The 23078-nt window shown below is 65.5% G+C and carries 22 protein-coding genes; 14 read left to right on the plus strand and 8 right to left on the minus strand.

The window, feature by feature from the left end; genetic code table 11:
- Positions 1-901: 901 nt before the first annotated feature.
- Positions 902-1570, plus strand: a complete 669-nt coding sequence (locus ACTIAO_RS00005; protein ID WP_441904292.1) for an alpha/beta hydrolase — start codon at positions 902-904, stop codon at positions 1568-1570.
- A gap of 28 nt (positions 1571-1598) precedes the next feature.
- Here the strand turns inward: ACTIAO_RS00005 and ACTIAO_RS00010 are convergent, their stop codons facing one another.
- A complete protein-coding gene (locus ACTIAO_RS00010) occupies positions 1599-2228 on the minus strand; it encodes a hypothetical protein (RefSeq protein WP_441904293.1) in 630 nt (209 codons plus the stop codon).
- A 168-nt stretch (positions 2229-2396) separates the two neighbouring features.
- Between ACTIAO_RS00010 and ACTIAO_RS00015 the strand changes: the two genes are divergently transcribed.
- Positions 2397-2717, plus strand: a complete 321-nt coding sequence (locus ACTIAO_RS00015; protein WP_441904294.1) for a hypothetical protein — start codon at positions 2397-2399, stop codon at positions 2715-2717.
- 289 nt (positions 2718-3006) lie between these two features.
- Here ACTIAO_RS00015 and ACTIAO_RS00020 read toward each other — a convergent pair whose 3' ends face one another.
- The 5 genes from ACTIAO_RS00020 to ACTIAO_RS00040 form a co-directional block, all read right to left on the minus strand.
- On the minus strand, positions 3007-3660 hold the full coding sequence (locus ACTIAO_RS00020; protein WP_441904295.1) for a DsbA family protein: 654 nt from the start codon (positions 3658-3660) through the stop codon (positions 3007-3009).
- A 45-nt stretch (positions 3661-3705) separates the two neighbouring features.
- Positions 3706-5586, minus strand: coding sequence for a heavy metal translocating P-type ATPase (locus tag ACTIAO_RS00025; RefSeq protein ID WP_441904296.1), 1881 nt, complete (start codon positions 5584-5586; stop codon positions 3706-3708).
- A gap of 206 nt (positions 5587-5792) precedes the next feature.
- Positions 5793-6128 carry a Cd(II)/Pb(II)-sensing metalloregulatory transcriptional regulator CmtR gene (gene cmtR, locus ACTIAO_RS00030; protein ID WP_441904297.1) on the minus strand — a complete coding sequence of 112 codons (336 nt, stop codon included), beginning with the start codon at positions 6126-6128 and terminating at the stop codon, positions 5793-5795.
- 815 nt (positions 6129-6943) lie between these two features.
- Positions 6944-7402 carry an NUDIX hydrolase gene (locus tag ACTIAO_RS00035; RefSeq protein WP_441904298.1) on the minus strand — a complete coding sequence of 153 codons (459 nt, stop codon included), beginning with the start codon at positions 7400-7402 and terminating at the stop codon, positions 6944-6946.
- On the minus strand, positions 7399-8064 hold the full coding sequence (locus ACTIAO_RS00040) for a helix-turn-helix transcriptional regulator (RefSeq protein ID WP_441904299.1): 666 nt from the start codon (positions 8062-8064) through the stop codon (positions 7399-7401). The genes ACTIAO_RS00035 and ACTIAO_RS00040 overlap by 4 nt, the downstream gene beginning before the upstream one ends.
- 96 nt (positions 8065-8160) lie before the next feature.
- Between ACTIAO_RS00040 and folE the strand changes: the two genes are divergently transcribed.
- From folE to ACTIAO_RS00060, 4 genes are read left to right on the plus strand one after another with little or no spacing between them, the layout of a single operon-like run.
- A complete protein-coding gene (gene folE, locus ACTIAO_RS00045) occupies positions 8161-8778 on the plus strand; it encodes a GTP cyclohydrolase I FolE (RefSeq protein WP_441904300.1) in 618 nt (205 codons plus the stop codon).
- Positions 8779-8818: 40 nt separating this feature from the next.
- A complete protein-coding gene (locus ACTIAO_RS00050; RefSeq protein ID WP_441904301.1) occupies positions 8819-10042 on the plus strand; it encodes an NAD(P)/FAD-dependent oxidoreductase in 1224 nt (407 codons plus the stop codon).
- Positions 10029-10931, plus strand: a complete 903-nt coding sequence (gene folP / locus ACTIAO_RS00055; RefSeq protein WP_441904302.1) for a dihydropteroate synthase — start codon at positions 10029-10031, stop codon at positions 10929-10931. Before ACTIAO_RS00050 ends, folP begins: the two co-directional genes overlap by 14 nt.
- Positions 10928-11674: a pyrimidine reductase family protein gene (locus tag ACTIAO_RS00060; protein ID WP_441904303.1), complete on the plus strand. Its 747-nt coding sequence runs from the start codon at positions 10928-10930 to the stop codon at positions 11672-11674. Before folP ends, ACTIAO_RS00060 begins: the two co-directional genes overlap by 4 nt.
- Before the next feature lie 22 nt (positions 11675-11696).
- Here ACTIAO_RS00060 and ACTIAO_RS00065 read toward each other — a convergent pair whose 3' ends face one another.
- Positions 11697-13121: an RNB domain-containing ribonuclease gene (locus ACTIAO_RS00065; protein ID WP_441904304.1), complete on the minus strand. Its 1425-nt coding sequence runs from the start codon at positions 13119-13121 to the stop codon at positions 11697-11699.
- A gap of 66 nt (positions 13122-13187) precedes the next feature.
- Here ACTIAO_RS00065 and ACTIAO_RS00070 point away from each other — a divergent pair, with 66 nt between their 5' ends.
- Positions 13188-13547 (plus strand): cupredoxin domain-containing protein, encoded by a 360-nt coding sequence (locus tag ACTIAO_RS00070; protein ID WP_441904305.1) that lies wholly within the window; start codon positions 13188-13190, stop codon positions 13545-13547.
- A 27-nt stretch (positions 13548-13574) separates the two neighbouring features.
- On the opposite strand, the gene ACTIAO_RS00075 is transcribed toward ACTIAO_RS00070, so the two are convergent.
- Positions 13575-13889, minus strand: a complete 315-nt coding sequence (locus ACTIAO_RS00075) for a DUF2249 domain-containing protein (RefSeq protein WP_441904306.1) — start codon at positions 13887-13889, stop codon at positions 13575-13577.
- Between the two features lie 52 nt (positions 13890-13941).
- Between ACTIAO_RS00075 and ACTIAO_RS00080 the strand changes: the two genes are divergently transcribed.
- The 7 genes from ACTIAO_RS00080 (at position 13942) to nusA (ending at position 23068) form a co-directional block, all read left to right on the plus strand.
- A complete protein-coding gene (locus ACTIAO_RS00080; RefSeq protein ID WP_441904307.1) occupies positions 13942-14589 on the plus strand; it encodes a helix-turn-helix transcriptional regulator in 648 nt (215 codons plus the stop codon).
- On the plus strand, positions 14586-15719 hold the full coding sequence (locus ACTIAO_RS00085; RefSeq protein ID WP_441904308.1) for a hypothetical protein: 1134 nt from the start codon (positions 14586-14588) through the stop codon (positions 15717-15719). Before ACTIAO_RS00080 ends, ACTIAO_RS00085 begins: the two co-directional genes overlap by 4 nt.
- A gap of 2 nt (positions 15720-15721) precedes the next feature.
- Positions 15722-18370 carry a multicopper oxidase domain-containing protein gene (locus tag ACTIAO_RS00090; protein ID WP_441904309.1) on the plus strand — a complete coding sequence of 883 codons (2649 nt, stop codon included), beginning with the start codon at positions 15722-15724 and terminating at the stop codon, positions 18368-18370.
- Between the two features lie 42 nt (positions 18371-18412).
- Complete coding sequence (locus ACTIAO_RS00095) at positions 18413-19183, plus strand: isocitrate lyase/PEP mutase family protein (RefSeq protein WP_441904310.1); 771 nt, start codon at positions 18413-18415, stop codon at positions 19181-19183.
- A 27-nt stretch (positions 19184-19210) separates the two neighbouring features.
- Positions 19211-20971 (plus strand): proline--tRNA ligase, encoded by a 1761-nt coding sequence (locus ACTIAO_RS00100; RefSeq protein WP_441904311.1) that lies wholly within the window; start codon positions 19211-19213, stop codon positions 20969-20971.
- Positions 20968-21987, plus strand: a complete 1020-nt coding sequence (locus ACTIAO_RS00105) for a TIGR00730 family Rossman fold protein (RefSeq protein ID WP_441904312.1) — start codon at positions 20968-20970, stop codon at positions 21985-21987. Before ACTIAO_RS00100 ends, ACTIAO_RS00105 begins: the two co-directional genes overlap by 4 nt.
- Positions 21988-22081: 94 nt before the next feature.
- A complete protein-coding gene (nusA, locus tag ACTIAO_RS00110; protein WP_441904313.1) occupies positions 22082-23068 on the plus strand; it encodes a transcription termination factor NusA in 987 nt (328 codons plus the stop codon).
- The last annotated feature ends 10 nt before the right edge of the window (positions 23069-23078 follow it).

Raw genomic sequence — 23078 nt, forward strand, 5'->3', positions numbered from 1 at the left:
CCCTAAATGGCTGAGACGAACGACTCCGCTCAGCGTTCTGCGGACATCCTCGCTCGCCAATCGGGCCAACCGACCTGTCTCGTAACCTCGGTGTCTCGTAACGCATGGGATGCAAGACAGTCTCGCACCTGCATTGGAGATATAGCGGGTGTCCGACGAGGCAGCTCCTGTGGCCGACACTGCCCGCGTAGGAGGGGCGATGCGGTGGCGCATCTCCATGCAATGGACGATGATGGCGGCTATGTCGCATCCTCGCCGTGTCGCCCTGTCCGCTCTGTCAGTGGCAGCAGCCCTTGTTGTGGCTGGCTGCGCGGGGCAGAGCCAAACTTTCGCGGATCTCCAAGGTGATCGTGAGCCTCAGGATGAACTCCCGCAGCTGCCGGACTACGCGTACGAAAACGTCGACGCATCGTCGAGTCGATTCGTCGGAGAGCATGAGGGCGCATCACTCTGGCTCGCTCAGGGGTCTGGGGATTCACCCATCTGTCTTGTTGTTGACCCCGGGGACGATACGTGGGTCGTTAGCTGCGGCGACGGATCTCTCAGAGTCGGTGGGCTCGTCGGAGACTTTGGAGTTGTATCTGACGGCTTGGTGGCTCCTGAGGGAACTACTCAGATCTCTGACAACGTCTACGCGGGCTAAGTCGATCCGGACAGGTGTCTCGTAATCTCTGTGTCTCATAACCCATGGGGTACGCGACAGTGCCCCACCCGTGGGATCGGCTGACGCGCACGAGTGTTGAGGACTTCGGACAGAAATGCCGACGACTTCGGACATCGACACTTTCGTCGGCAACCTATAGTGATATCGCAGCGGTGGTTTGACTCGCGTGATCGCTCGAACCGGCCCGGGTGCGATCGATGAACAGCCTGGAGCAGCGGGATGTGGTTCGCTCGTGGGGTGACGTATCCCGACGTAGTGCTGGTGCATGGTCTTTACCACCAGCCGATTCATATGCAGGTGGTCGAGGCCGAACTTCGCTCGCGAGGTTTCATGGTGCATGTCCCGCGGCTCCATCGCGGTTCGCTGGGGGAAGACACGCGCGCGGTGCAGGCAGCCGTCGACGATTGCGCTGGGGAGCCGATCGTCGTTGGTCATAGCTACGGAGGCGCGGTGATCACCGGCCTGGAGAGAATACGTCGACTGGTCTACATCGCGGCATTCGTGCCCGACGTTGATGAGAGTTGCGCCGGCCTGGGCGGCGAGCATGCTCCTGTGAACGAATGGGTGCGCCCCCACGATTCCGGTGGCACATTCATTCGCGGTGCGGACGCGATGCGATTGTTTTACCAGGACTGCCCTTTCGAGCTCGCCGATTGGGCTGCAAAGCAGCTAGTACCACAGGCGTCCGGTCACGGGCGCGGCAAGCCGTTGCGGGCCGCCTGGAAGAGCATCGAGAGCACATATCTGGTGTGCGCGCAGGACCGCGCCATTGCGCCAGAACTGCAGGAGAGGATGGCTCAGCGGTGCACGACGGTCGTGAAAATGCAGGCGAGCCACTCTCCCTATATCGCCAATCCCGCCGCTGTCGCGGACGTCATCACATCCCACACCTCCGACGCCCGTTGAACGATCCATGACGGGCAACGACTTCTGCTCAGCGCACGTGGAGGCGGCGACGGAGAAAGACCAGTTCTAGACGCTCGTGGTAGGCCAAGCGTCGCAGGAGTTTCACAGCGGTCCATGTCTCGTGCCGATGCGTCGTCCTGAATGAGCGTGGCATCTCGAGGATCACCTCGCGGATGTGCTGTGCAGAGCGGCTGAGTTCCTCGCGGAGATCGTCCACTGGTTCCAGCTGAGGAAGCCCACACCAGCGCGGATAGGCCCGTGCCTCTGTATCAGCGATGTGGCGCAGAATCATCCGAGGCGTGCGCCACGGCATCCACGTCGGCTGCGCAATTGTATGATCCTCCGCGTCGAGTTCGGCGTCGGTCGAAGCATCCAGTAAAGCGAGCGTTTCTCGGCGCTGGGCTTCTAATATACGAATCGTCCGAGCGACCTGATTCTCAGTGGTCGGCAACGCATCCTCCGAGAAGATGCCATCGGGGCCACTAATCCGCTCGGACGTCTCCAGTTCCTGCAGCGAAATCCCAGCGCGGCGCGCGAAACGAGTTAGCGCCTCTGTCTCTGTGGAAGCTTGAGCGCATTCGCCCCACGCCTCGAATGACCAGACGGCCACTTCCCCGAGACGAGCCATGGTGTCACCCGCGTCGACAACGACAAACATCTCCCTACGCTATCCCTCGCTGCGCGTCAGGTTCACCCGATCGAGGAGGTATCACTCAACCGAGCACATGTGTCTCGTAACCTCGGTGGCTCGCAACCCATGCGTTACGCGACACCGGGCTCGAGACATGATCTACCCGATCGCTCTCAAGTCGTGGACTATGGCCTTATGGCTGCGCTAAAGGAGAGTCCTCGCCACACTTCCACGACGTTCGTCGTCACGATGGTGTTGGCTGCGGTCATCGGCGTGCCGGTCGGACTCTACGCGTCCATATTTGGGCCTTACTATTCGATCGCAGTCGGCGCAATTCTGGTCATCGTTGGAGCGATCGGGACCGTGCGCGGTGCCCGCTGGAACCGCATCCTGCTGATCTTCGGTGCCGCAGTCATCGTTGGTGCTGCGCTCTACTTCATGATCGGTGTTCTGACCCCCGACGGGGCGAGTAGTGGATTTGGTAGTGGCTGCGCTGCCGGTGGCTCCTGCGAATGAGTTGATGGTCATCATGAGCCTTCGTTCTGCCATGCAGGGCTCCGAAGCCTCAATCGCGGAGAGTGTCTCGCAACCTTCGTGTCTCGAAACCCATGGGATACGAGACAGTCGCCCCACCTCGCGCGATCGGCTGACGCACACGAGTGTTGAGGACTTCGGACAGAAGTGCCGATGACTTCGGACATTGACACGTACCCCCTCGAGCGCGGAACTGCCTTCCAGAAACGTGCGCCGCGAAGGCGTTTCGGCAGACGTATTCGGTGAGAACCGAGAGGCCTCTTCTCTCAGGTCAGCGGCCTGTTGCCTCATCAAGGGCATCGGTGAGGTCGCTGAGCTGTGTGAGTTCGAGCTTTTCGCCGTTGAGGAAGAAGGTCGGTGTGCCGCTGATGCCGAGATACTGTCCGTCGTTGAAGTCGGCTTCGACTCTCTCCCTGGTCGCGGGGGCGGCTACGGCGGTGTCGTAGGCGTTCATATCAAGTCCGAGGTCTTCCGCGAAGGTGCGGAACAGATCCGCTCGGGAGATCTGCTGTTCGCCCCATTGGGTCTGGGTGTCGAACAGACGCTGGTACATCTCCTCGAACTTCTCCTGCTCGGCTGCGGCCTCGGCGGCCAGGGCGGCGTTCATGGAGTTGAAATGACCGGGGAGCGGGTAATAGCGGACGACGTAGTTGATGTCGCCGGCGTACTCTTCTCGGATCTGCTCGACGACGGGGTAGAACGCCCCGCACGCTTCACATTCGAAGTCGAGAAACTCCACCAAGGTCGGGGCGTCTGGTCCGGCGTCGTCGAGGACATGGGAGTCCGCGAGGGTGCCGGGGAGTGCTCCCTCAGAGCCGGCGTCGGGAGAGTCGGGGCGGGTCGTCATGACAACGATGAGCGCCACGATCGCGAGGACGATGACGACGCCCCCGGTGACGAGGGTGACTTTGACGGGGGCCTTCATGGCGGGCTCCAGATCGGTGGCGGGTTGTCGCCGAGGTGGGGTTGTTCAGACGTGGGCAGGCTCGCGCGTTGTGGCAAGTGTCCGCAGAGCGGCAGGGCGCCGCGCGGCACGCACGCCGTTGAGGATCACGAAGACCTCTGCGATCTCGTGCACGAGGACCACGCCGGCTAGCCCGAGCACACCGAAGAGGGCGAGGGGGAAGAGGACGACGATGATCGCGAGGGCGAGCACGATGTTCGCGGTCATGATTCGGCGGCCGCGACGGGCGTGGGCGAGGGCCCCGGGGATCAGTCGGAGATCGTTCCCGGTGAAGGCGACGTCGGCGGACTCGATCGCAGCAGCCGATCCCTTCAGACCCATGGCGATTCCGACGGTGGCGGTCGCGAGGGCGGGGGCATCGTTGATGCCGTCACCGACCATAGCCGTCGGGCGTACGGATGCGAGTTGTTCGATGACGGCGGCCTTGTCTGCGGGGAGCTGCTCTGCGCGGACGTCGGTGATGCCGGCCTGTGCGGCGATTGCGCGGGCGGTGCGTTCGTTGTCCCCGGTGAGCATCGTGATCCCGATTCCGGCATCCTGCAGCAGGCGCACGGTCTCTGCGGATTCGGGGCGCAGCTCGTCGCGGATGCCGATGAGTCCGGCGATTTTGCCCTCGGCTTCGACGACGACCACGGTCATGCCGTCTTCCGCCATTTCATCAGCGGCCGTGTTGAGTGCACCGGGGGCGAGCCATCGGACGTTGCCGACGCGGACCAGGGTGCCGTTGACGCGGCCGGTGATTCCGTGGCCGGCGTCTTCGACCACTTCCACGGCTGTAGTTGCGCCCGGTGCGGCCGCGGTGATCGCGGCGGCGAGCGGGTGGCTGCTTGTCGCTTCGACTGCTCCCGCCCAGGTCAACAGCTCGTCCCGTGAGATACCGGCTGCGGGGCGTACGTCGACGGCGGCCGGCTTGTTGCGGGTGAGGGTTCCGGTCTTGTCCAGCGCCACTGCCTGGATGGTGCCGAGCTGTTCGAATGCCTCCCCGGACTTGATCACGATGCCAAACTTCGACGCGGAACCGATAGCGCCGATCACCGTGACCGGTACCGCGATCGCAAGGGCACAAGGAGACGCGGCGACCAGGACGACAAGTGCACGCTCAATCCAGATCGACGGATCTCCCACGATGAACCCGAACAGGGCGAGGAGGGCAGCGGCGATGAGTACGACGGGGACGAGGGGACGGGCGATCCGGTCCGCGAGCCGTGCGCGGTCGCCCTTGCGGGCGTGGGCTTGCTCCACGAGGGACACGATCTGGGTGAGCGAGTTGTCGCGCCCATCGGCGGTCGCCTCGATCCGCAGCGTCGATGTACCGTTCACCGAGCCCGCCGCGACCGCAGTGCCGGGTTGCACGTCGACAGGGATGGACTCTCCCGTGATCGCGGAGGTGTCCAAGCTCGACCGTCCTTCCACGACAACACCATCGGTGGCGACACGCTCGCCTGCTCCGACGATGAGGATGTCGAGTTCACGGACGTCCGCGGCCGGGATCGTCGTGTCGCCGGCGAGGCGCGAGACGCGCACGGTCTCGGGGATCAGGGACAGCAGGGCACGCAGGCCCTCTTTCGCCCGATCCATCGCCCGGTCTTCGAGAGCTTCCGCCAGCGAGAACAGGAACGCCAAGGTCGCAGCCTCACCGACGTGGCCCAGGAGAACCGCACCGATCGCGGCGATGGTCATCAGCAGCCCGACTCCGAGGCGGCCCCGGATCAGCCGGCGGATCGCCCTGGGAATGAACGTGTAAGCCCCCGCCAGCAGAGCAGCCCATTGCAGCACGAGCGCCGGGATACCAATGCCCGCCCACTCGAATGCGTAGCCGGCGATCAGGAACAGGCCGGAGAGTGCGGAGGGGAGAAGGGCGATGTCGCGCCACCACGGCGGACGCACCTCGCGCTCATCGTCACTTGCGCTGCGCTTGGAGGGCAACGCCGGCCCGCAGCAAGCGTCTCCCTCCTCATGGGTCGTGGGTAGGGCGGCGTTCTGCGCCGTCTCGGGAGCACAGCATGCGTCTCCCGCAGCATGGGGCCGCGTCAACTCGATGCGCTGAACAGTACGTTTCCTGCGGGGTTCATCCGGGCCGCAGCACTCTTCACTCATGCGCAGCACTCACATTTCTCGTCAATGCACGGAACACCCTCGTCGACGGCGACGACCGCTTCCAGCATGTGCCGCAGGCCCATCGCGAGATGCGGGTCCGCGATCTCGTAACGCGTGCGCCGTCCTTCCGGCGTAGCAACAACCAGACCGCACCCGCGCAGACACGTCAGGTGGTTGGAGACATTCGAGCGCGTCAGATCGAGATCACGGGAGAGTTCCGCCGGGTAGCCCGGCGCGTCCAAGAGCGCCAGAAGGATCCGCGAGCGAGACGGATCCGCCATCGCACGGCCCAGACGGTTCATCACATCAAGATGAGAAGAAATAGTCAGCACAAGCTGACTATACAGCGAATGCTGATTAGTCGCAAGGGTCTACCAGGCTGCCGAAAACGATCGTTTACGACAGCACCGTTTGAGACTGCGCGGCCAACGACAGCGGCCTGGGAGTCAGATCGATCTCACCAGATGTGTCGCCTCGAGCGCCCTGAATCGCATCGGAAGCAGGACGGAGGTGTTTTCGCGGCACCGATGTGGGCGATTATGGATGAATGCTGAAATCGGGACTCTGCACCACATCGAACTGCGCACGAGTGATCTTGACGCGGTCACCGAAGCATGGGGCTGGTTGCTCGGTGAACTCGGCTACGAGCGTTACCAAGAGTGGGCCAATGGCAGGAGCTGGCGTAGCGGGCCTACCTATGTCGTGTTGGAAGCCGCACCAACTCACGGCTGGGAGCATCTGTACACAGATCGCTGGCCGTCGCCTCGCAGTCAGTCGCCTGATCGGGGCCTAACCGCACCGTCGACTGGATCATGATGATCGTCAGGTCATTCGCACGAGCCACCAGCGATGAAATAGAGCGCCGCACCGACGATGACTGCGGCACCGAAGATCAGCAGGATGCGCCCCCAGAGGGCTCCGCGAACGGCCCCAATCACTCTACTGACGGCCAGAACTGTGCCGGCGGCGATCGAATAGAAGGGCCCAAATATGGACCCTTCTTGGAATGCCGAGTGAGCACCCAGCCTGTCAACTGTGCTGAGCGCAGGTCAATAAGCTGGTTGTGAGCGCAAAATATCCCGCTCGAGGTGCCTTATACGCCCATCGAGATCGATCGTTTACCGCGGGCGTATCTCGCGCCGGCACTTCAGAATCCGTAGCTCATGAACGTCGGCAGCGTGCCGCGGGTGAGAGCATCCAGCACGGCTCGCTCATGCGGCACCATCGCCTCCGGAAGATCCGCCAACGGGAACCACGCGATCTGAGCGCACTTGCTCGGTTCGACCACGCGCGGGACACCCTCCCACGAGGATGCGCTGAAGAACCAGTCCGCGCGCTGCTCGATCGCGGTTGGCGTGCCGTCGGTGCGCTGCATGACGGTCAACGGCACGAGGGCATCCGGTGTGAGCGTGACGCCGAGTTCTTCGCCGGCCTCGCGGCATCCGGCGCCCGCCGCGGTCTCGCCGAGCTCGATGTGTCCGGCCGCGCCGGCCGCCCACATCCCATCCATGTACCCGGTTCCGCGTCGGAGCTGCAGCAGCACCTCATCACCGCGTCGCAGGTACACGTAGACGGCAGGAATCACCGCGAATCGGTGCGCGTTCACGAGCGATGATCCGGGTGGATGACGACGCAGCAGCGACCGCTCTGCGGTGCGAGTTCGGCGCGATCAGGATCAGCATCCGCTCCGTCGAGAGCACCACGCACAAACGCATGATTGAGGTTGCAGGCGAGTTCGCTGTGGTCCTGCACGATGCTGTGGAACGGACAGTTCCGCAGGATGATGTCGTCGTCCTCCGTGCGGGCCGGCTCGAACCCGGCGCTCGTGAGCGCGGTCACGAGGTCTCCGCTCTGCTCGCCGAGCGACATGCCCTCCTGGGCGGATGCCGTAGCGAGCGCCGCCGTGAAAGCACCAGAGGGTGCGGCGTCTGCGGCGGTGGCGAGCAGTCTTGCCAGCAGGCTGTAGTTGCGCGGAGGCATGCTGACCGCCAGCTCGCGCCGACCGCGTGCGTAGCGCTTCGCCGGTCGTCCTGACCCGGGCCCGCTCCGCCCGTCAGGGCGTGCGAAGCTGACCTCCAACAGCCCGGCGTCGGCGAGCTTGTCGAGATGGTAGGCGGCCAGGCTCCGTGTGATGCCCACAGCAGAGGCGACATCATCGCGCGTCACGCTGCCGCTCTGGGGGGCGATGAAGTTGTACAGCCGCCGCCGCACGTCATCGGAGAGCAGAGCGAGGTCTTCCAGGTTTCCCTGCGGGTCCGTCGGGTTCATCTGGGGCATCCTTTCTAAAACCAAGATACCTTGACTAAACGTGTTTGCGGTGCCAGTCTGAAAACAGATCAATAATCTCCCAGATCGGTGGCGAAAATGTCAGAGTCGGTGCTCACCCACGACCTCGCTCCTGTGCATGTCGGCAGTGAGAAAGCGAAGCCGGATCTCGCCCGCGCAGAGCTCGCAGCCGGGGACTTCCTCCGAGCGCTGGGCGTCTCGCTCGACTCGCCCCACCTCGCCGCGACGCCGCAGCGAATGGCGCGGGCGTGGGCTGAACTGCTCGCACCCCGTGAGTTCGATCTGACGACCTTCCCCAACGACGAGGGCTACGACGAGATGGTCATCGTGCGCGACATTCCGGTGCGTTCGATCTGCGAGCACCATCTGCTTCCATTCCGTGGCCGCGCCAGCATCGGATATCTGCCGGGAGAGCGCATCGTCGGACTATCGAAGCTCGCCCGCATCATGGAGCACTTCGCCTGCCGTCCTCAGACCCAGGAACGCCTCACCAAGCAGGTCGCCCAGTGGCTGCAGGATCACCTCAACCCGCACGGCGTCGGCGTGATCATCGAGGCAGAGCACTCCTGCATGACATTGCGCGGTGCACGAGCGACCGGTTCGAGCACACTGACCTCGACACTCCTCGGACAGCTCCGCGAGGACCCGCGCTCACGCCAGGAGTTCCTCACCCTCGCCGACCTCAGCCGCGCATAGCGACACCGCGCATAGCGACACCCTGCGAACAGGAGAAATCATGAGCACCATCCAGAACGTCGTCGTGATCGGCGGGGGACTCGCCGCGGCGAAGACCGCAGAGGCCCTGCGCGAGAACGACTACACCGGAACGATCACGCTGATCGCGGCAGAGCGCCACCTTCCGTACGAACGACCGTCGCTGTCGAAGGACTATCTCGCCGGAAAATCATCCTTCGACGACGCCCTCGTTCATCCGGCCGATTGGTATCGCGAGCACGACGTCGATGTCCGCGAGGGCCGCACGGCAACCGCAATCGACACGGGTGCGCACACAGTCGCCCTCGACGACGGCTCCACGCTTCCGTACGACAAGCTCGTCCTGGCGACCGGTTCTGTTGCGCGACGCCTTCCCATCGAGGGGGCGGATGCCGACGGCATCCACTATCTGCGCACCGTCGAGGAGTCCGACGCGATCCACAAGACCTTCGGCGAGGGCCGAAAGCTCGTGATCATCGGCGGCGGGTGGATCGGACTCGAGGTCGCGGCGGCGGCCCGCGAAGCGGGCACAGACGTGACGATCCTCGAAGGCGGAAAGCTTCCGCTCCTGAAGGTGCTGGGCGAGAAGGTCGCACAGGTTTTCGCCGATCTGCACACCGCGCACGGTGTCGATCTGCGCACCGACGTGAAGATCGAGGCGATCACCACGGCGGACGGTCGCGCCACCGGAGTCCGCCTCGCGGGCGGCGAGGTCATCCCCGCGGACGCGATCGTGATCGGCATTGGCGTCGCCCCCGAGGTGGGTCTCGCCGAGCAGGCCGGAATCGCCGTCGACAACGGCGTGCTCGTGGATGCTGCGCTGCGCAGCAGCGACCCGGACGTCTTCGCGGTCGGTGACATCGCCAATCATCAGCATCCGATTCTTGGCCACCGGGTGCGCGTCGAGCACTGGGCAACAGCGTTGAATCAGCCGGCTGCCGCCGCGTCCGCTCTTCTGGGCAACGACACGGAGTACACGGAACTGCCGTACTTCTACAGCGACCAGTACGACCTCGGGTGCGAGTACATCGGGCATGCCTCGGCAGACGATCGCGTCGTGGTCCGCGGGAGCCTCAGCGAGCGCGAGTTCGTCGCGTTCTGGATCGACGGCGAGAACCACATCACGGCCGCGATGAACGTCAACATCTGGGATGTCATCGATGAGATCAAGCCGCTCATCGCCGGGTACGTCGTAGTTGATCCGGACAAACTCGCCGATCAGAATGTTCCCTATGCGAACCTCTGACTCACAGGCCGTGAACCGGCGGACGATCGGCCGGCGCACGTTCGACTTCGACACACAGGTCGCGGTCATGGCCGTGGTCAATCGCACACCGGATTCGTTCTACGATCACGGTGCGACGTTCGCGCTCGAGCGTGCCGTGGAGGCAGCCCTCGATGCCGGACGCATCGGAGCTGACTGGGTCGACATCGGTGGGGTCCCCTTCGGCCGCGGCGCTCCCGTCTCGGTCGCCGAAGAGATCGATCGCACCGTCCCGGTCGTCGCGGCCATCACGCAGGAGAGCGACGTTGTCGTCTCGGTGGATACGAACCGTGCCGACGTCGCGCGTGCCGCGATCGAAGCCGGAGCCGCCGTCATCAACGACACCAGCGGCCTGGGCGATCCGGAGATGGCCGACGTGATCTCGAAGAGCGATGCGCAGATCGTCATCACCCACAGCGTCGGCCCTCCTCGCGTCGAGAAGCCCGCCGCGCACTTCGACGATGTGGTGGGGGAGGTGCGGGCGTTTCTGGAAGAGCGCGTCGCCCGCGCCGAGGATGCCGGTGTGCCGCGCAACCGGATCATTATCGATCCCGGACACGACCTCGACAAGAACACGCTGCACTCCCTGGAACTGACCCGCCGCTTGGGTGAGCTCACCACGCTGGGACTCCCGGTGCTCGCCGCCGTATCGAACAAGGACTTCATCGGTGAGTCGATCGAGCGCGAGCAGGGCAGGCGACTCGCGGGCTCGATCGCGGCGATGACGATGTGCATCGAACGCGGCGCCCGCATCGTCCGGATGCATGACGCCCGGGCCGCAGTCGACGCGGTGCGTATGGTGGAGAGCATTCTCGGGATGCGCACTCCCGCCCATCTCGAACACAACATGCACCCGACCCGGAACGTATGAGCGCAGACATCTCCCGTCTCTGGCCGCACCCCGCGGCGCGGATCGACGACGACGGCATCCTCGACACCTACGCATTTCCCCGAGGGCCCTGGCTGCGGATGAACTTCGTCTCCAGCATCGACGGCGCCGCGACCCGCGAAGGACGATCCGGTGAACTCGGCGGCGATGCCGATCGCCGTGTCTTCGAACTGTTGCGCCGGCAGGCCGATGTCATCCTGGTTGGCGCGGGAACCGTGCGTGCCGAGGGATACGGGGCGATGCGACTCCAGCCCGACGCCGTGCAGTGGCGCCGCGCGCGCGACATGCCGGAACATCCGACGTTCGCGCTGATCTCCGGAAGTCTCGATCTCGATCCCGACTCCGACGTGTTCACCGATGCTCCGAACCGGCCCATCGTGTACACGGTGAGCACGGCCCCGGCCGATCGCCGGGAGGCTCTGTCGGCGGTCGCCGATGTCGTCGACGCCGGTGCACAGATGCTCGACCCAGCGATGGTCCGTGCAGATCTCGTGGCACGCGGGCTGTTCCACATCCACTCCGAGGGCGGGCCCGGCGTGTTCGGCTCGTTCATTGCCGCAGGTTCGGTCGACGAGCTGTGCCTGACTCTCGCCTCGTCACTGGAGGCTGGCGGCGCCGACCGCATCTCTCACTCACCGCACGCCGCGCCGACCGATATGGATATCGCAGCCATCCTCCAGGCTGACCGGGAGCTCTTCTTGCGCTACGTGCGGGCCGGCACGTAGCGTTCGTAGATCGAGCAGCCGCTCACAGGGCGAACTCGACCGCGCCCTGGGCGATGTCCGCGCTCACCAGCTGCACCGAGACCGTGTCGCCGGGCTTCGTGCCGGAGGAGACAGGAGCGGATGCCGTGACGGCAGGCTCTGCGATCTGAATGCTCGCGCGGTCGCCGTCATCGCCGCGCAACTCGATCACCGTGGCATCCATGCGCGACCCCACCAGGGGTGTCAGCAGCGCCGCCTCGACGCGGTTGATCGTGTCGGCGTTCAGTCGCGATGCGCGCTGGCTCGATTGCTGCATGAGCTCGGGCAGTTCATCCAGTGACTCCCGTGCCCATCCCGGCACGTCCGTTCCCTCGGAGATCGCGAGGCAGATCGCCAGCGACCAGCGGTCGACGAGGCGACGCAGGGGAGCGGTGGCGTGCGCGTAGGGGGCCGCGATCGCCGCCTGCTCGATATCATCAGGCACGGAGCCGTCGAAACTCACATACCCCGCACCGCGAAAGAGCGATGCGGCAGCCTCGAGCACCGGCAGTGTCAGCGGATCCTCGCGATCGAGGCTGCGCAGGTACTCGCCGTACTCGCCGGTCCGCCACGGGCGGCCGAGTGCTTCGGTTTGGCGTCGGAAAGCGTCGAAGGACTTCTCGTCGGGAGCGGGCATGGTGCGCAGCACGCCCACCTTCGCACCGATCATGAGCTCTGCCGCCGCGATTCCCGTCATGAGCGACAGCTGCGCGTTCCACTCCTCGATGGGCAGCGGCGTTCCGCGCACGATCGAATAGGTGCCGTCGTCGTGTTGCACGACCTCTTCATCCGGCATGTTCAGGCTCGCCCCGCCGCGCTCCTGCTCCTTCGCAATGCGCAACTCACCGATGTCGCGCAACAGCGACGCGGGTGAGTCCTCACCGCGATCGAGCGCCTGCTGCGTGGTGACGTAGTCGAGCTGCACTCGTGAGCGAATGAGCGTCCGCTCGAGCCGGAACTTGGCCACGGTGCCATCTGCGGTCAGATCGAACGTCCAGACGAGGGCGGGGCGATCGACGTCAGGAAGCAAGGAGGCATGGTCTTCGCTGAGGACAGGCGGATGCAGCGGGATGCGCCCGTCCGCGGCATACAGGGTCTGCCCGCGCTCGCGCGCGGCAGCATCCACGGCCCCGCCAGGGGTTACGAATGCCGGCACGTCGGCGATCGCGTAGCGCACGACGAATCCTGAAGCATCCCGAGACAGGTGGAATGCCTGGTCGAGGTCTTTCGCCCCCGCCGGATCGAGCGTCGCGAAGGGGATATCGCGCAGGTCGAGGTCCGGTGTCTCAGGCGCGGCGGCAGCGGCCTCGGCTTCTGCCTCCGCCGAGAAAGCAACGGGTACGTCCAGGTCGGCGCGCAGTGCGGCCAGCGCTGCGGCGAGCTCGCTCTGGGCGGCGGACGGGGCGACATGGGCACGACGCTGAGGCATGTCCTCAGCCTAATCACGGCTAGCGTGGATGCTGCGGCGCCAGCCGCACGAAGAGCGGAGGACCCGATGAGAAAGCTCGCACTGCTTCTGGTGATGATGCTGGCACTCGCCGGATGCTCGGCGTCACCCACAGATGATCCCGACGCGCCGGTGCAGACCGTTCAGGTGGATGCCGCGAATATGCGCTTCACACCGGATGCCATCGAGGTTCCCGTCGGCACGCGGCTCGTGATCGAACTGACGAACACGGACGTGTCGCAGATGCACGACCTGGTGTTCGACAACGGCGCTGCCGGCGAACACCTCGCGCCCGGAGCGTCCGAGACGATCGACGTCGGTGTCATCACGGAGGACATCGACGGCTGGTGCTCGATCTCGAACCACCGCGCGATGGGGATGACCATGACGGTGACCGCCGTCAATTGAGCCTGCCGCTCAGGGGGAGCCTGTCTCTCAGGCGACCTTGCGGATCAGGATGCGCCAGCGCTCGGGGCCCTCGTCGAGGTAGCGGGTGGCGTACGCGTCGCCGTGACGAGCCTGCAGCTGCGTGAGTAGCGGTACCGGGTTGTGCGTGGCGGAGATGATCATCGCGGATCCGACGTGAAGCGACTCGATCGCACCGAAGATCGAGGCGTGACGGATCGCGTGGGGGATCGTCTGCACATCGAGTTCGGGCAGTTCTTCATCGGCTTCACCGCATGTGCATCCCGCCGTGGGGTTCTGGTTTACGGCTTCTTCGCGTGACCGCTGAATCTCGATGTTGCCCATGGCTTACTCCCGTCGATGGCTGACTGCTGGAGATTTAACTATAATCAATTCCGTGGAAAAGTTTCCCGCCGAGCACCGGCGAACTGCGCAGGATCGCGTGCACTCCTCGACGCGCGAGCGCCTGTTGCGTGAGATCGAGTCGCGTCCCGACGCGACCACCGCACAGCTCGTGGAGGCCACTGGCCTCCACGAGAACACGGTGCGCGGTCATCTGGAGCGTCTGCGCGCCGACGGGCACATCCGGCGCGACCGTGACAGCGGATCGGGGCGCGGGCGGCCGGCATGGCGGTGGCGGACGGTTCCTCCCGCACAGCTCAGCGCATATGCCGGACTCGCCGGTGCCCTGGCATCCGCGCTGGGTGACGCCTCCGCGGACCCTGCGGCATCGGCACGTCTGGCCGGTAGATCGTGGGGCCGCGAGCTCATCGCCGACCACGGGGCGGAAGGCGCCGACACGCGGGAGGTCATCGTCGATGTGATGCGCGAACAGGGATTCGCGCCCGACGACGACGGCACGACCGTGCATCTGCGCGCGTGTCCGCTGTTCGCGGCCGCAGCGCGGGACAGCCGCGTGGTGTGTGCCGTGCACGAAGGAATGATCGACGGTATCGCGCAGGCGCAGGGCGCGGATGTGGTCAGCGAGCTCATCCCGTTCGCGACCGACGGGGCATGCGCCCTGCACCTGCGAGCCTCGGCGTGAACGCCCGCACGCAGCGCCGCGGTCCGTCGTGGCGCCTGATCTGGATGCTGCCCGCCGGCCTCGCGCTGCTCGCCGGTCTCGATGCCGGCCTGCTCCTGCTCGGGCTCCCAGCCCCGGTCGACGGCAGTCGTCTGCCCGAAGTGCACGGGATGCTGCTCGCACTGGGATTCGTCGGCACACTGATCTCGCTGGAGCGAGCGACAGCACTGCGGCGCTGGTACGGATACGCGGCACCCATGCTGCTCGGCCTCGGCGGGATCGCCCTGGTCGTCCCCGCGATCCCTCTAGTCGGCGCGAAATCGGTTCTCATCGCCGGCGCGGCGGCTTTCGTCGTCGTCTACCTTCCGCTGTGGCGCCGCCAGTACGACGCCGCACTGCTCACGCAGCTGCTGGGCGCGGGGCTCGGTCTCGTCGGGAGCATCCTCTGGCTCGTGCCCGACAGCATGGCGCACGTGCTGCCCTGGATCATCGGCTTCATCGTGCTGACCATCGCCGCCGAACGGGTCGAACTCGCCCGGATCACGATGGGACCCCGCGCAGGGTTCTGGCTGCTGATGCACGCCTGGGCGATGGTGACGGCACTGGTCATCGGGGTCGCGCTGCCTGATGTCGGAGCCGTGCTTCTCGGTATCGTGCTGATCTCGCTGACGGGATGGCTCGTCACCCATGACGTGGCTCGCCGCACGGTCCGTGCCACGGGTGTGACACGGTACATGGCCGCGTGCATCCTGGCGGGCTACTTCTGGCTCGCGCTCGCCGGAGCTGTACTGCTGCTCGGACGCCCCGACGCGCAACCGCAGTACGACGCCGTCGTGCACGCCGTCTTCCTCGGCTACACGTTCTCGATGATCATGGCGCACGCGACGACCATTCTCCCGGCCGTACTGGGGATCTCGCTTCCGTATCGTCCGGCATTCTGGGTACCGGCGGCGCTGCTGCACGTGGCGCTGATCGTGCGGATCTTCGCCGGCGACGCCTGGGGCATCCCGATGGGCTGGCAGATGGGCGGCGCGCTGGGAGTACTCGCACTCGTGCTGTTCGTCCTGACCGCGCTGTTCAGCGCCGTTTTCGGATCACAAGAAAGCCGGTCACGAAAAAGCCGGTCTCGGACAAGAGAGACACATCGATGAGAATGTCCACACCGCCCCGGGCCAACGAGGTCAAGGCTCCCGCGCGCGGATTCTGGGCCGCCCGCGACCTGCCCACGGCGTTCTGGCTGGTGCTCACCGTCATCGCAGTACTCGCTCACCGTTCACTGCCCGTGCCGCAGTGGCTGATGATCCACCTGCTGCTGCTCGGTGCGATCACCCACGCGATCCTCGTATGGAGCCAGTACTTCTCGTTCGCGCTGCTGCGGAGCGCCGCAACCATCGCGGACCGTCGGACGCAGAACATCCGGCTCATGCTCGCGAACGGTGGAGCCGCCCTGGTCTTCCTCGGAGTACCACTGGGGATCTGGCCGCTGTCCATCGCCGGTGCGGCGCTGCTCATCATCGCCGTCATCTGGCATGGGGTGAGCCTGTACGTGCGAGCGAAGCGGAGCATGCCGGGCCGATTCGGGCGCACCATCCGCTTCTACATCGCGGCGGCCGGGATGCTGGTGATCGGTGCGGCCCTCGGCGGATGGCTCGCGCAGGGCACGGACGCCCCGAACCTCGTGCTCGCCCATGCTCTTCTGAACGTTCTTGGCTGGATCGGGATCGTTGTCGCCGGTACCGTCGTCACGCTGTGGCCGACGATCCTCCGCACGCGGGCCGACGAGAGCGCCGCGATCGGAGCCGCACGCGCGCTGCCGCTGCTTGCCGCCGGTGTCCTCATCGCAGCGGCAGGAGCGGCCCTGAACGTGAGCGCGCTGCTCGCGGTGGGCCTGACCGCATACTTCGCGGGGCTCGTCTTCATCGGCGTATCGCTGTGGCGTGCGGCGCGACAGGCACCACCGAAGTCCTTTGCAGCACTTTCGGTCGGGATGGCGCTGCTGTGGTGGGCCGGGTGCGTGGCCGTCCTCATCGTGGGAACGATCGTGGTGAGCATCGACGGCAGCGGTATCGCCGGTCTCAGTCCGCTCTTCGACCAGACCGTTCCGTACCTCGTCGCCGGATTCGCCGCCCAAGTGCTCCCCGGAGCGCTGAGCTATCTGATCCCGGTCGTTCTCGGCGGTGGCCCGACTCCCGTTCGCGTCGGCACCGCAGCTTTCGACCGGCTCGGTGTTCTCCGAGTGTCGACGGCGAACGCCGCTCTGCTGGTGTGCGCGCTGCCGGTGTCGAGTCTCATGCGCGTTGCAGCATCCATTCTGTATCTCGTGGCGATGGCCTCGTTCCTCGTGATCATGTTCATCGCGATGCGCGCGCAGCGTCGCGCCAAGGCCGAGGGGCGCACGCTCGAGGAGCCTCGGCGCGGACCCATCGTCCCCGAGGGGGAACAGCCTGCGGGACGCCGGGCAGGGCAAGCTGTCGCCGGCCTGCTGGCCGTCGTGCTCACGGTCGCCGTGTGCGCCGTCATCGACCCGATCGGGCTGGGCTGGGGAGGGCAGGCAGGCGGCGATCCGGATGCTCCGGTGCAGGTCGTTCAGGTCGAAGCCGCCGATATGCGCTTCACGCCGAACACCATCGAAGTCCCCGTCGGCACCCGGCTGATCGTGGAGCTGACCAATACAGACGAGTCGCAGGTGCATGACCTGGTGTTCGCGAACGGCACGGGCGGTACGCGTCTCTCGCCAGGGGAATCAGAACGCATCGACGTCGGTGTCATCACGGCAGACGTCGATGGCTGGTGCTCGATCATCGGGCACCGTCAGATGGGGATGACGCTCACGATCATCGCCACGGGTGCGCAGAACGGTGCCGCCGATACCGAGCACGGTGATGGGCAGGACCATGCCGACATGGACATGGGTGGCTCGGGCGGCATGGACATGAACGCCGAACCCGGCGCGGACTTCGCCCCCTACGATGCGATCCTCCCACCGCTTCCCGCAGCCGACGGTCCGACCACGCACGAAATAACCCTCACCGTCGAGGACACCGTCACTGAAGTCGCGCCGGGCGTCGAACAGACGCTGTGGACGTACAACGGCACAGCACCGGGGCCCACCCTGCACGGCAGAGTGGGCGACACGTTCGAGGTCACTCTCGTCAACGACGCCACCATGGGCCACTCGATCGACTTCCATGCCGGGGCTCTCGCCCCCGATGAACCCATGCGCACGATCGCGCCGGGGGAGAGCCTCACCTACACGTTCACGGCGACCCGCTCGGGGATCTGGATGTACCACTGCTCGACCATGCCGATGACAGCGCACATCGCCAACGGCATGTTCGGTGCGGTGGTGATCGAGCCGGACGACCTCCCCGCTGTCGACCGCAGCTACGTTCTCATTCAGAGCGAGTACTACCTCGGCGACGACGGGGGCGAGGTCGATGTCGATGCGCTCGCCGCAGAGAAGCCTGATCTCGTCGTCTTCAACGGGTATGCGAACCAGTACGATCACGCGCCGCTTCCCGCGACGACCGGGGAGCGCGTGCGCGTGTGGGTGCTCGATGTTGGACCCAACCGAGCATCGAGCTTCCACGTGGTCGGGGGCCAGTTCGACACGGCGTGGTCAGAGGGCCGCTACCTCATCGACCACGCCGTCGACACCGGATCACAGGCGCTCGCGCTGCAGCCCGCACAGGGTGGATTCGTCGAGCTGACCTTCCCCGAGGCCGGCCACTATCCCTTCGTCTCGCACATCATGATCGATGCCGAACGCGGCGCGCACGGACTCTTCGACGTCACAGACTGACCGAATCGCCCCCACCCCCACAGAGAGAGATAGCGTGAAACCATGACTGCTGCACAGAAGGCCCAGACACTTCGTTCGCTCTACGACGCCACGGAGATCCTCCGTGTCGTCAATGTCTGGGACGTCGTCTCAGCCAAAGCCATTGCAGATCTCGATCAGACGACTGCCCTTGCCACGGCGGGGCACTCGATCGCCGCGACTTTCGGTTACCCGGATGGCCAGATCCCGCGTGAGCTCATGATCGACATGGTCGGGCGCATCGCAGCATCCACAGAGCTTCCCGTCAGCGCCGACCTCGATGACGGCTACGACGACGCGGGGGAGACCACGCGCCTCGCGATCGGCGTGGGGGTCGTCGGGGCGAATGTTGAAGACCGGCTGAAGCCGCTTGCCGAGTCCGTCGCCGTGGTCGAGGCGATCGTCAAGGCGGGCGAGGCAGAGGGCGTGCCTTTCGTGCTCAATGCCCGCACCGACGCATTCGTGCGCGCGAACGGCCGTCCGGTCGAGGAGAGCATCGCGGACGCCATCGAGCGCGGACGTGCGTTCCTCGACGCCGGCGCCGCGAGCGTATTCATCCCCGGCATCCTCAACGCCGACGTGACCCGCCAGCTCGTCGACGGAATCGGACAGCGCAAGATCAGCGTGATCGGTCTGCCCGGCGCCCTCACCGCAGCCGAGTACGAGGCGCTCGGTGTCGCTCGGATCTCGTACGGTCCCACCACGCAGCGTGTCGCTCTCACGGCGCTGCAGGACGTGGCATCGAGCCTGTACGCCGACGGAGTGATTCCCGAGGGTACCCGCGCGCTGAACTGAGGCCTCGCGCGTCAGTAGACTTGACCCGTGGTCACTCGTCTTTCGAACTTCTTCCTCCGTACGCTCCGTGAAGACCCCGCCGAGGCGGAGGTCGCAAGCCATAAGCTGCTGCTCCGCGCAGGCTACATCCGCCGTCAATCGGCCGGTGTGTTCGCGTGGTTGCCGCTGGGGCTGAAGGTCAGAGCGAAGATCGAAAAGGTCATCCGCGAAGAGATGGCGAACGCCGGCGCTCAGGAAGTCCACTTCCCGGCCCTCATGCCCCGCGAGCCCTACCAGGCGACCGGGCGCTGGGACGAGTACGGCGATCTGCTGTTCCGCCTGCAGGATCGCAAGGGCGGCGACTACCTGCTCGCGCCCACTCACGAAGAGGCGTTCACTCTGCTCGTGAAGGACCTGTACTCCTCGTACAAGGACCTCCCGGTCACGCTCTTCCAGATCCAGGACAAGTACCGCGATGAGGCGCGCCCGCGCGCAGGCCTGCTGCGCGGCCGCGAGTTCACGATGAAGGACGCGTACTCGTTCGACGTCTCCGATGAGGGACTCGACGCCAGCTACATGGCGCAGCGCGATGCCTACGAGCGCATCTTCCAGCGCCTCGGCCTCGAGTACGCGATCGTCAAGGCGGATGCCGGGGCGATGGGCGGTTCCCGCTCGGAGGAGTTCCTGCACCCGACTGTCGTCGGAGAAGACACCTTCGTCCGCACCGACGGCGGCTACGCCGCCAACGTCGAGGCCTTCACCACTGCCGTCCCGGATGCCGTCGCATTCGACGATGCGCCCGAGGCAACCGTCTTCGATTCTCCGAACACGCCCACCATCGACACCCTCGTCGCGCACTCGAACGCGGTCCTCGACGGTGAATACACCGCAGCGGACACGCTCAAGAACGTCGTGCTGGCGCTGACCCACCTCGATGGAACGCGCGAGCTCGTCATCGTCGGCATCCCCGGTGACCGCGAGGTGGATGAGAAGCGCGCTGAGGTCGCCTTCGCGCCCGCCGAGGTCACCACCGCGACCGAAGACGACTTCGAGAAGAACCCGCTGCTGGTCAAGGGCTACATCGGACCCTGGTCGCCCACGGGCGCCGTGCTCGGTGAGGAGTCCGCCACCGGCATCCGATACCTCGTCGACCCGCGCGTCTCCGAGGGAACCCGCTGGATCACCGGCGCCAACATCGATCAGAAGCACGCGCACACCGTCATCGCCGGTCGCGACTTCGACGCCGACGGCATCGTCGAGATCGCGAATGTGCGCGACGGTGATCCGGCTCCCGACGGCTCGGGGCCGGTGTCGCTGGCGCGCGGCATGGAGATCGGGCACGTGTTCCAGCTCGGGCGCATCTACGCCGAAGCACTGGGGCTCAAGGTCCTCAACGAGAACGGCAAGCTCGTCACGGTGACGATGGGGTCGTACGGCATCGGTGTCACCCGCATCCTCGCGATCATCGCCGAGCTCAACAACGACGACAAGGGCCTCATCTGGCCGGCATCCGTCTCGCCCTTCGACGTGCACGTGGTTGCGGCCGGCCGCGACCAGATCGCGTACGACGTGGCCGAGAAGGCCGCGGCCGATCTCGAGGCAGCCGGTCTCGACGTGCTCTACGACGACCGTGTCAAGGTCTCGCCGGGCGTGAAGTTCGGCGACGCCGAGCTCGTCGGAATCCCGCGCGTGCTCGTCGTCGGACGTGGTGCTGCGGACGGTCAGGTCGAGCTGTGGGATCGCCGGTCGGGGGAGCGCGACGCGCTATCGCTGGCGGATGCGCTCGAAAAGCTCGGACAGCGCCTATGAAGGACGACCTGAGAGTCGCCATCGATGAGCTCATGGCAGACAGCGCCATCACGCAGAACCGCTCACTGATCCGCAAGATCCTCCGTACCGGCATCCATCTCGGTGAGGACGGCACAGATCGGCTGAACCTGAAGATCGCATCCGCCGCCCTCGCCGAGATGCGCGATGCTTTCCGTCTCTTCCAACCGTATGCCGACGTTCCCAAGGTCACCGTGTTCGGCTCCGCCCGTACTCAGCAAGATGATCCGCTGTACGACCAGGCGCGCTCGGTTGCATCCGCGCTCGCGCAGCGCGGCTGGATGGTCGTCACCGGTGCGGGCCCCGGCATCATGCAGGCAGCGGCTGAGGGCGCCGGCGAGAAGATGGCCCTGGGCGTTTCCATCCGATTGCCGTTCGAAGAGAAGCCGAACGCCGTCGTCGCGAAGGACACCCAATCCGTCGAGATGAAGTACTTCTTCACGCGCAAGCTCATGCTCGTCAAGGAGTCCACCGGCTTCATCTGCCTGCCCGGCGGCTTCGGCACCCTGGACGAGATGTTCGAGCTGCTCACCCTGCAGCAGACCGGCAAGGCCGAGCCCACACCGATCGTGCTGCTCGACGAGCCGGGCGGCACCTTCTGGCGGGGGTTGGAGCGCTTCGTCATCGACACGCTCATTCCGGCGGGGGTCATCTCCCCGGACGACTTCGACCGCGTGCTGATCACCGATTCCGCAGAAGAGGCTGTCGCCGAGATCACCGAATTCTGGCGCAACTATGATTCGCTGCGTTGGGTTGATGACGTCCTCGTGCTCCGGCTGAAGAACAGGCCGACCGAGGCCGAGGTCGATCGTCTGAATGAGGAGTTCTCGACGATCGTCGCCGAAGGGCGCATCGAACTGATCGACGCTCTGCCGACAGAGGTGTCCGACAACGATGTGGTCGACCTGCCGCGTCTGGCTCTCCGGCTTCGCCAGCGCGAGGTCGGCGGGCTCTATCGCCTCATCGACGCGATCAACGCGCTCGACTCCGCGCGCTGACTCGCCCTCGGTGCAGACCCTCGGTATCCGGTATCGTAGGACGGATGCCGCGCGTGCACGATGCTGCGGTGAAGAGCTGAATATGGAGGCCGTCATGGACATTGAACTCGGTTTGCTGCGGGGCATCGAAAAAGAGAAGGCGATCCCGTTCGACGAGTTGGTTGCGATCATCGAGCAGGCCATCCTGACCGCTTACGGAAAGCATGTCTCGCCCGACGGCGCCGTCCCTGAGGACGTCCGCGTGGAACTTGATCGCAAGACCGGTCATGTCGCGGTGCTGCAGCCGGTCACCGATGACGAAGGTGCAGTCATCGGCGAAGAGGATGCCACACCGGACGACTTCGGACGCATTGCCGCCTTCGCGGCCAAGCAGGTCATCAGCCAGCGTCTGCGCGACATCGCAGACGATGCGGTGCTGGGCGAGTTCAAGGCCAAGGAGGGCGACATCGTCGCCGGTGTCATCCAGCAGGGCCCGAACCCCCGGATGATCCACGTCGACCTCGGCAGTGTCGAGGCGATCCTGCCGCCCGAAGAGCAGGTTCCTGGTGAGGAGTACTCGCACGGTTCGCGCCTGCGTGTGTATGTGACCAGTGTCGCCAAGGGGCTCAAGGGCCCGCAGATCACGGTGTCGCGCACGCACCCCGGACTCGTGCGCAAGCTGTTCGCCCTCGAGGTTCCCGAGATCGCCGCAGGTCTCGTCGAGATCGTCTCGCTCGCTCGTGAGGCCGGTCACCGCACGAAGATCGCGGTGATGGCGAATGACCCCTCGATCAATGCGAAGGGCGCGTGCATCGGTGAGATGGGCAGGCGTGTGCGTGCGGTGACCGAGGAACTCGCCGGCGAGAAGATCGACATCGTCGATCACGACGCCGACCTCGCGACCTTCGTCGCTCACGCCCTGTCGCCGGCCAAGGTCACGAGCTCGTTCGTGCTGGACGCCGGCACGAAGGCCGTCCGCGCCCTGGTGCCCGACTACCAGCTCTCCCTCGCCATCGGCAAGGAGGGTCAGAACGCGCGTCTTGCAGCCAAGCTCACCGGTGCGAAGATCGACATTCAGCCGGACAGCATCCTCGATGAGTGACGGGTCGACT

Source organism: Microbacterium sp., from assembly GCF_052099035.1.
Taxonomy (GTDB): Bacteria; Actinomycetota; Actinomycetes; order Actinomycetales; family Microbacteriaceae; genus Microbacterium.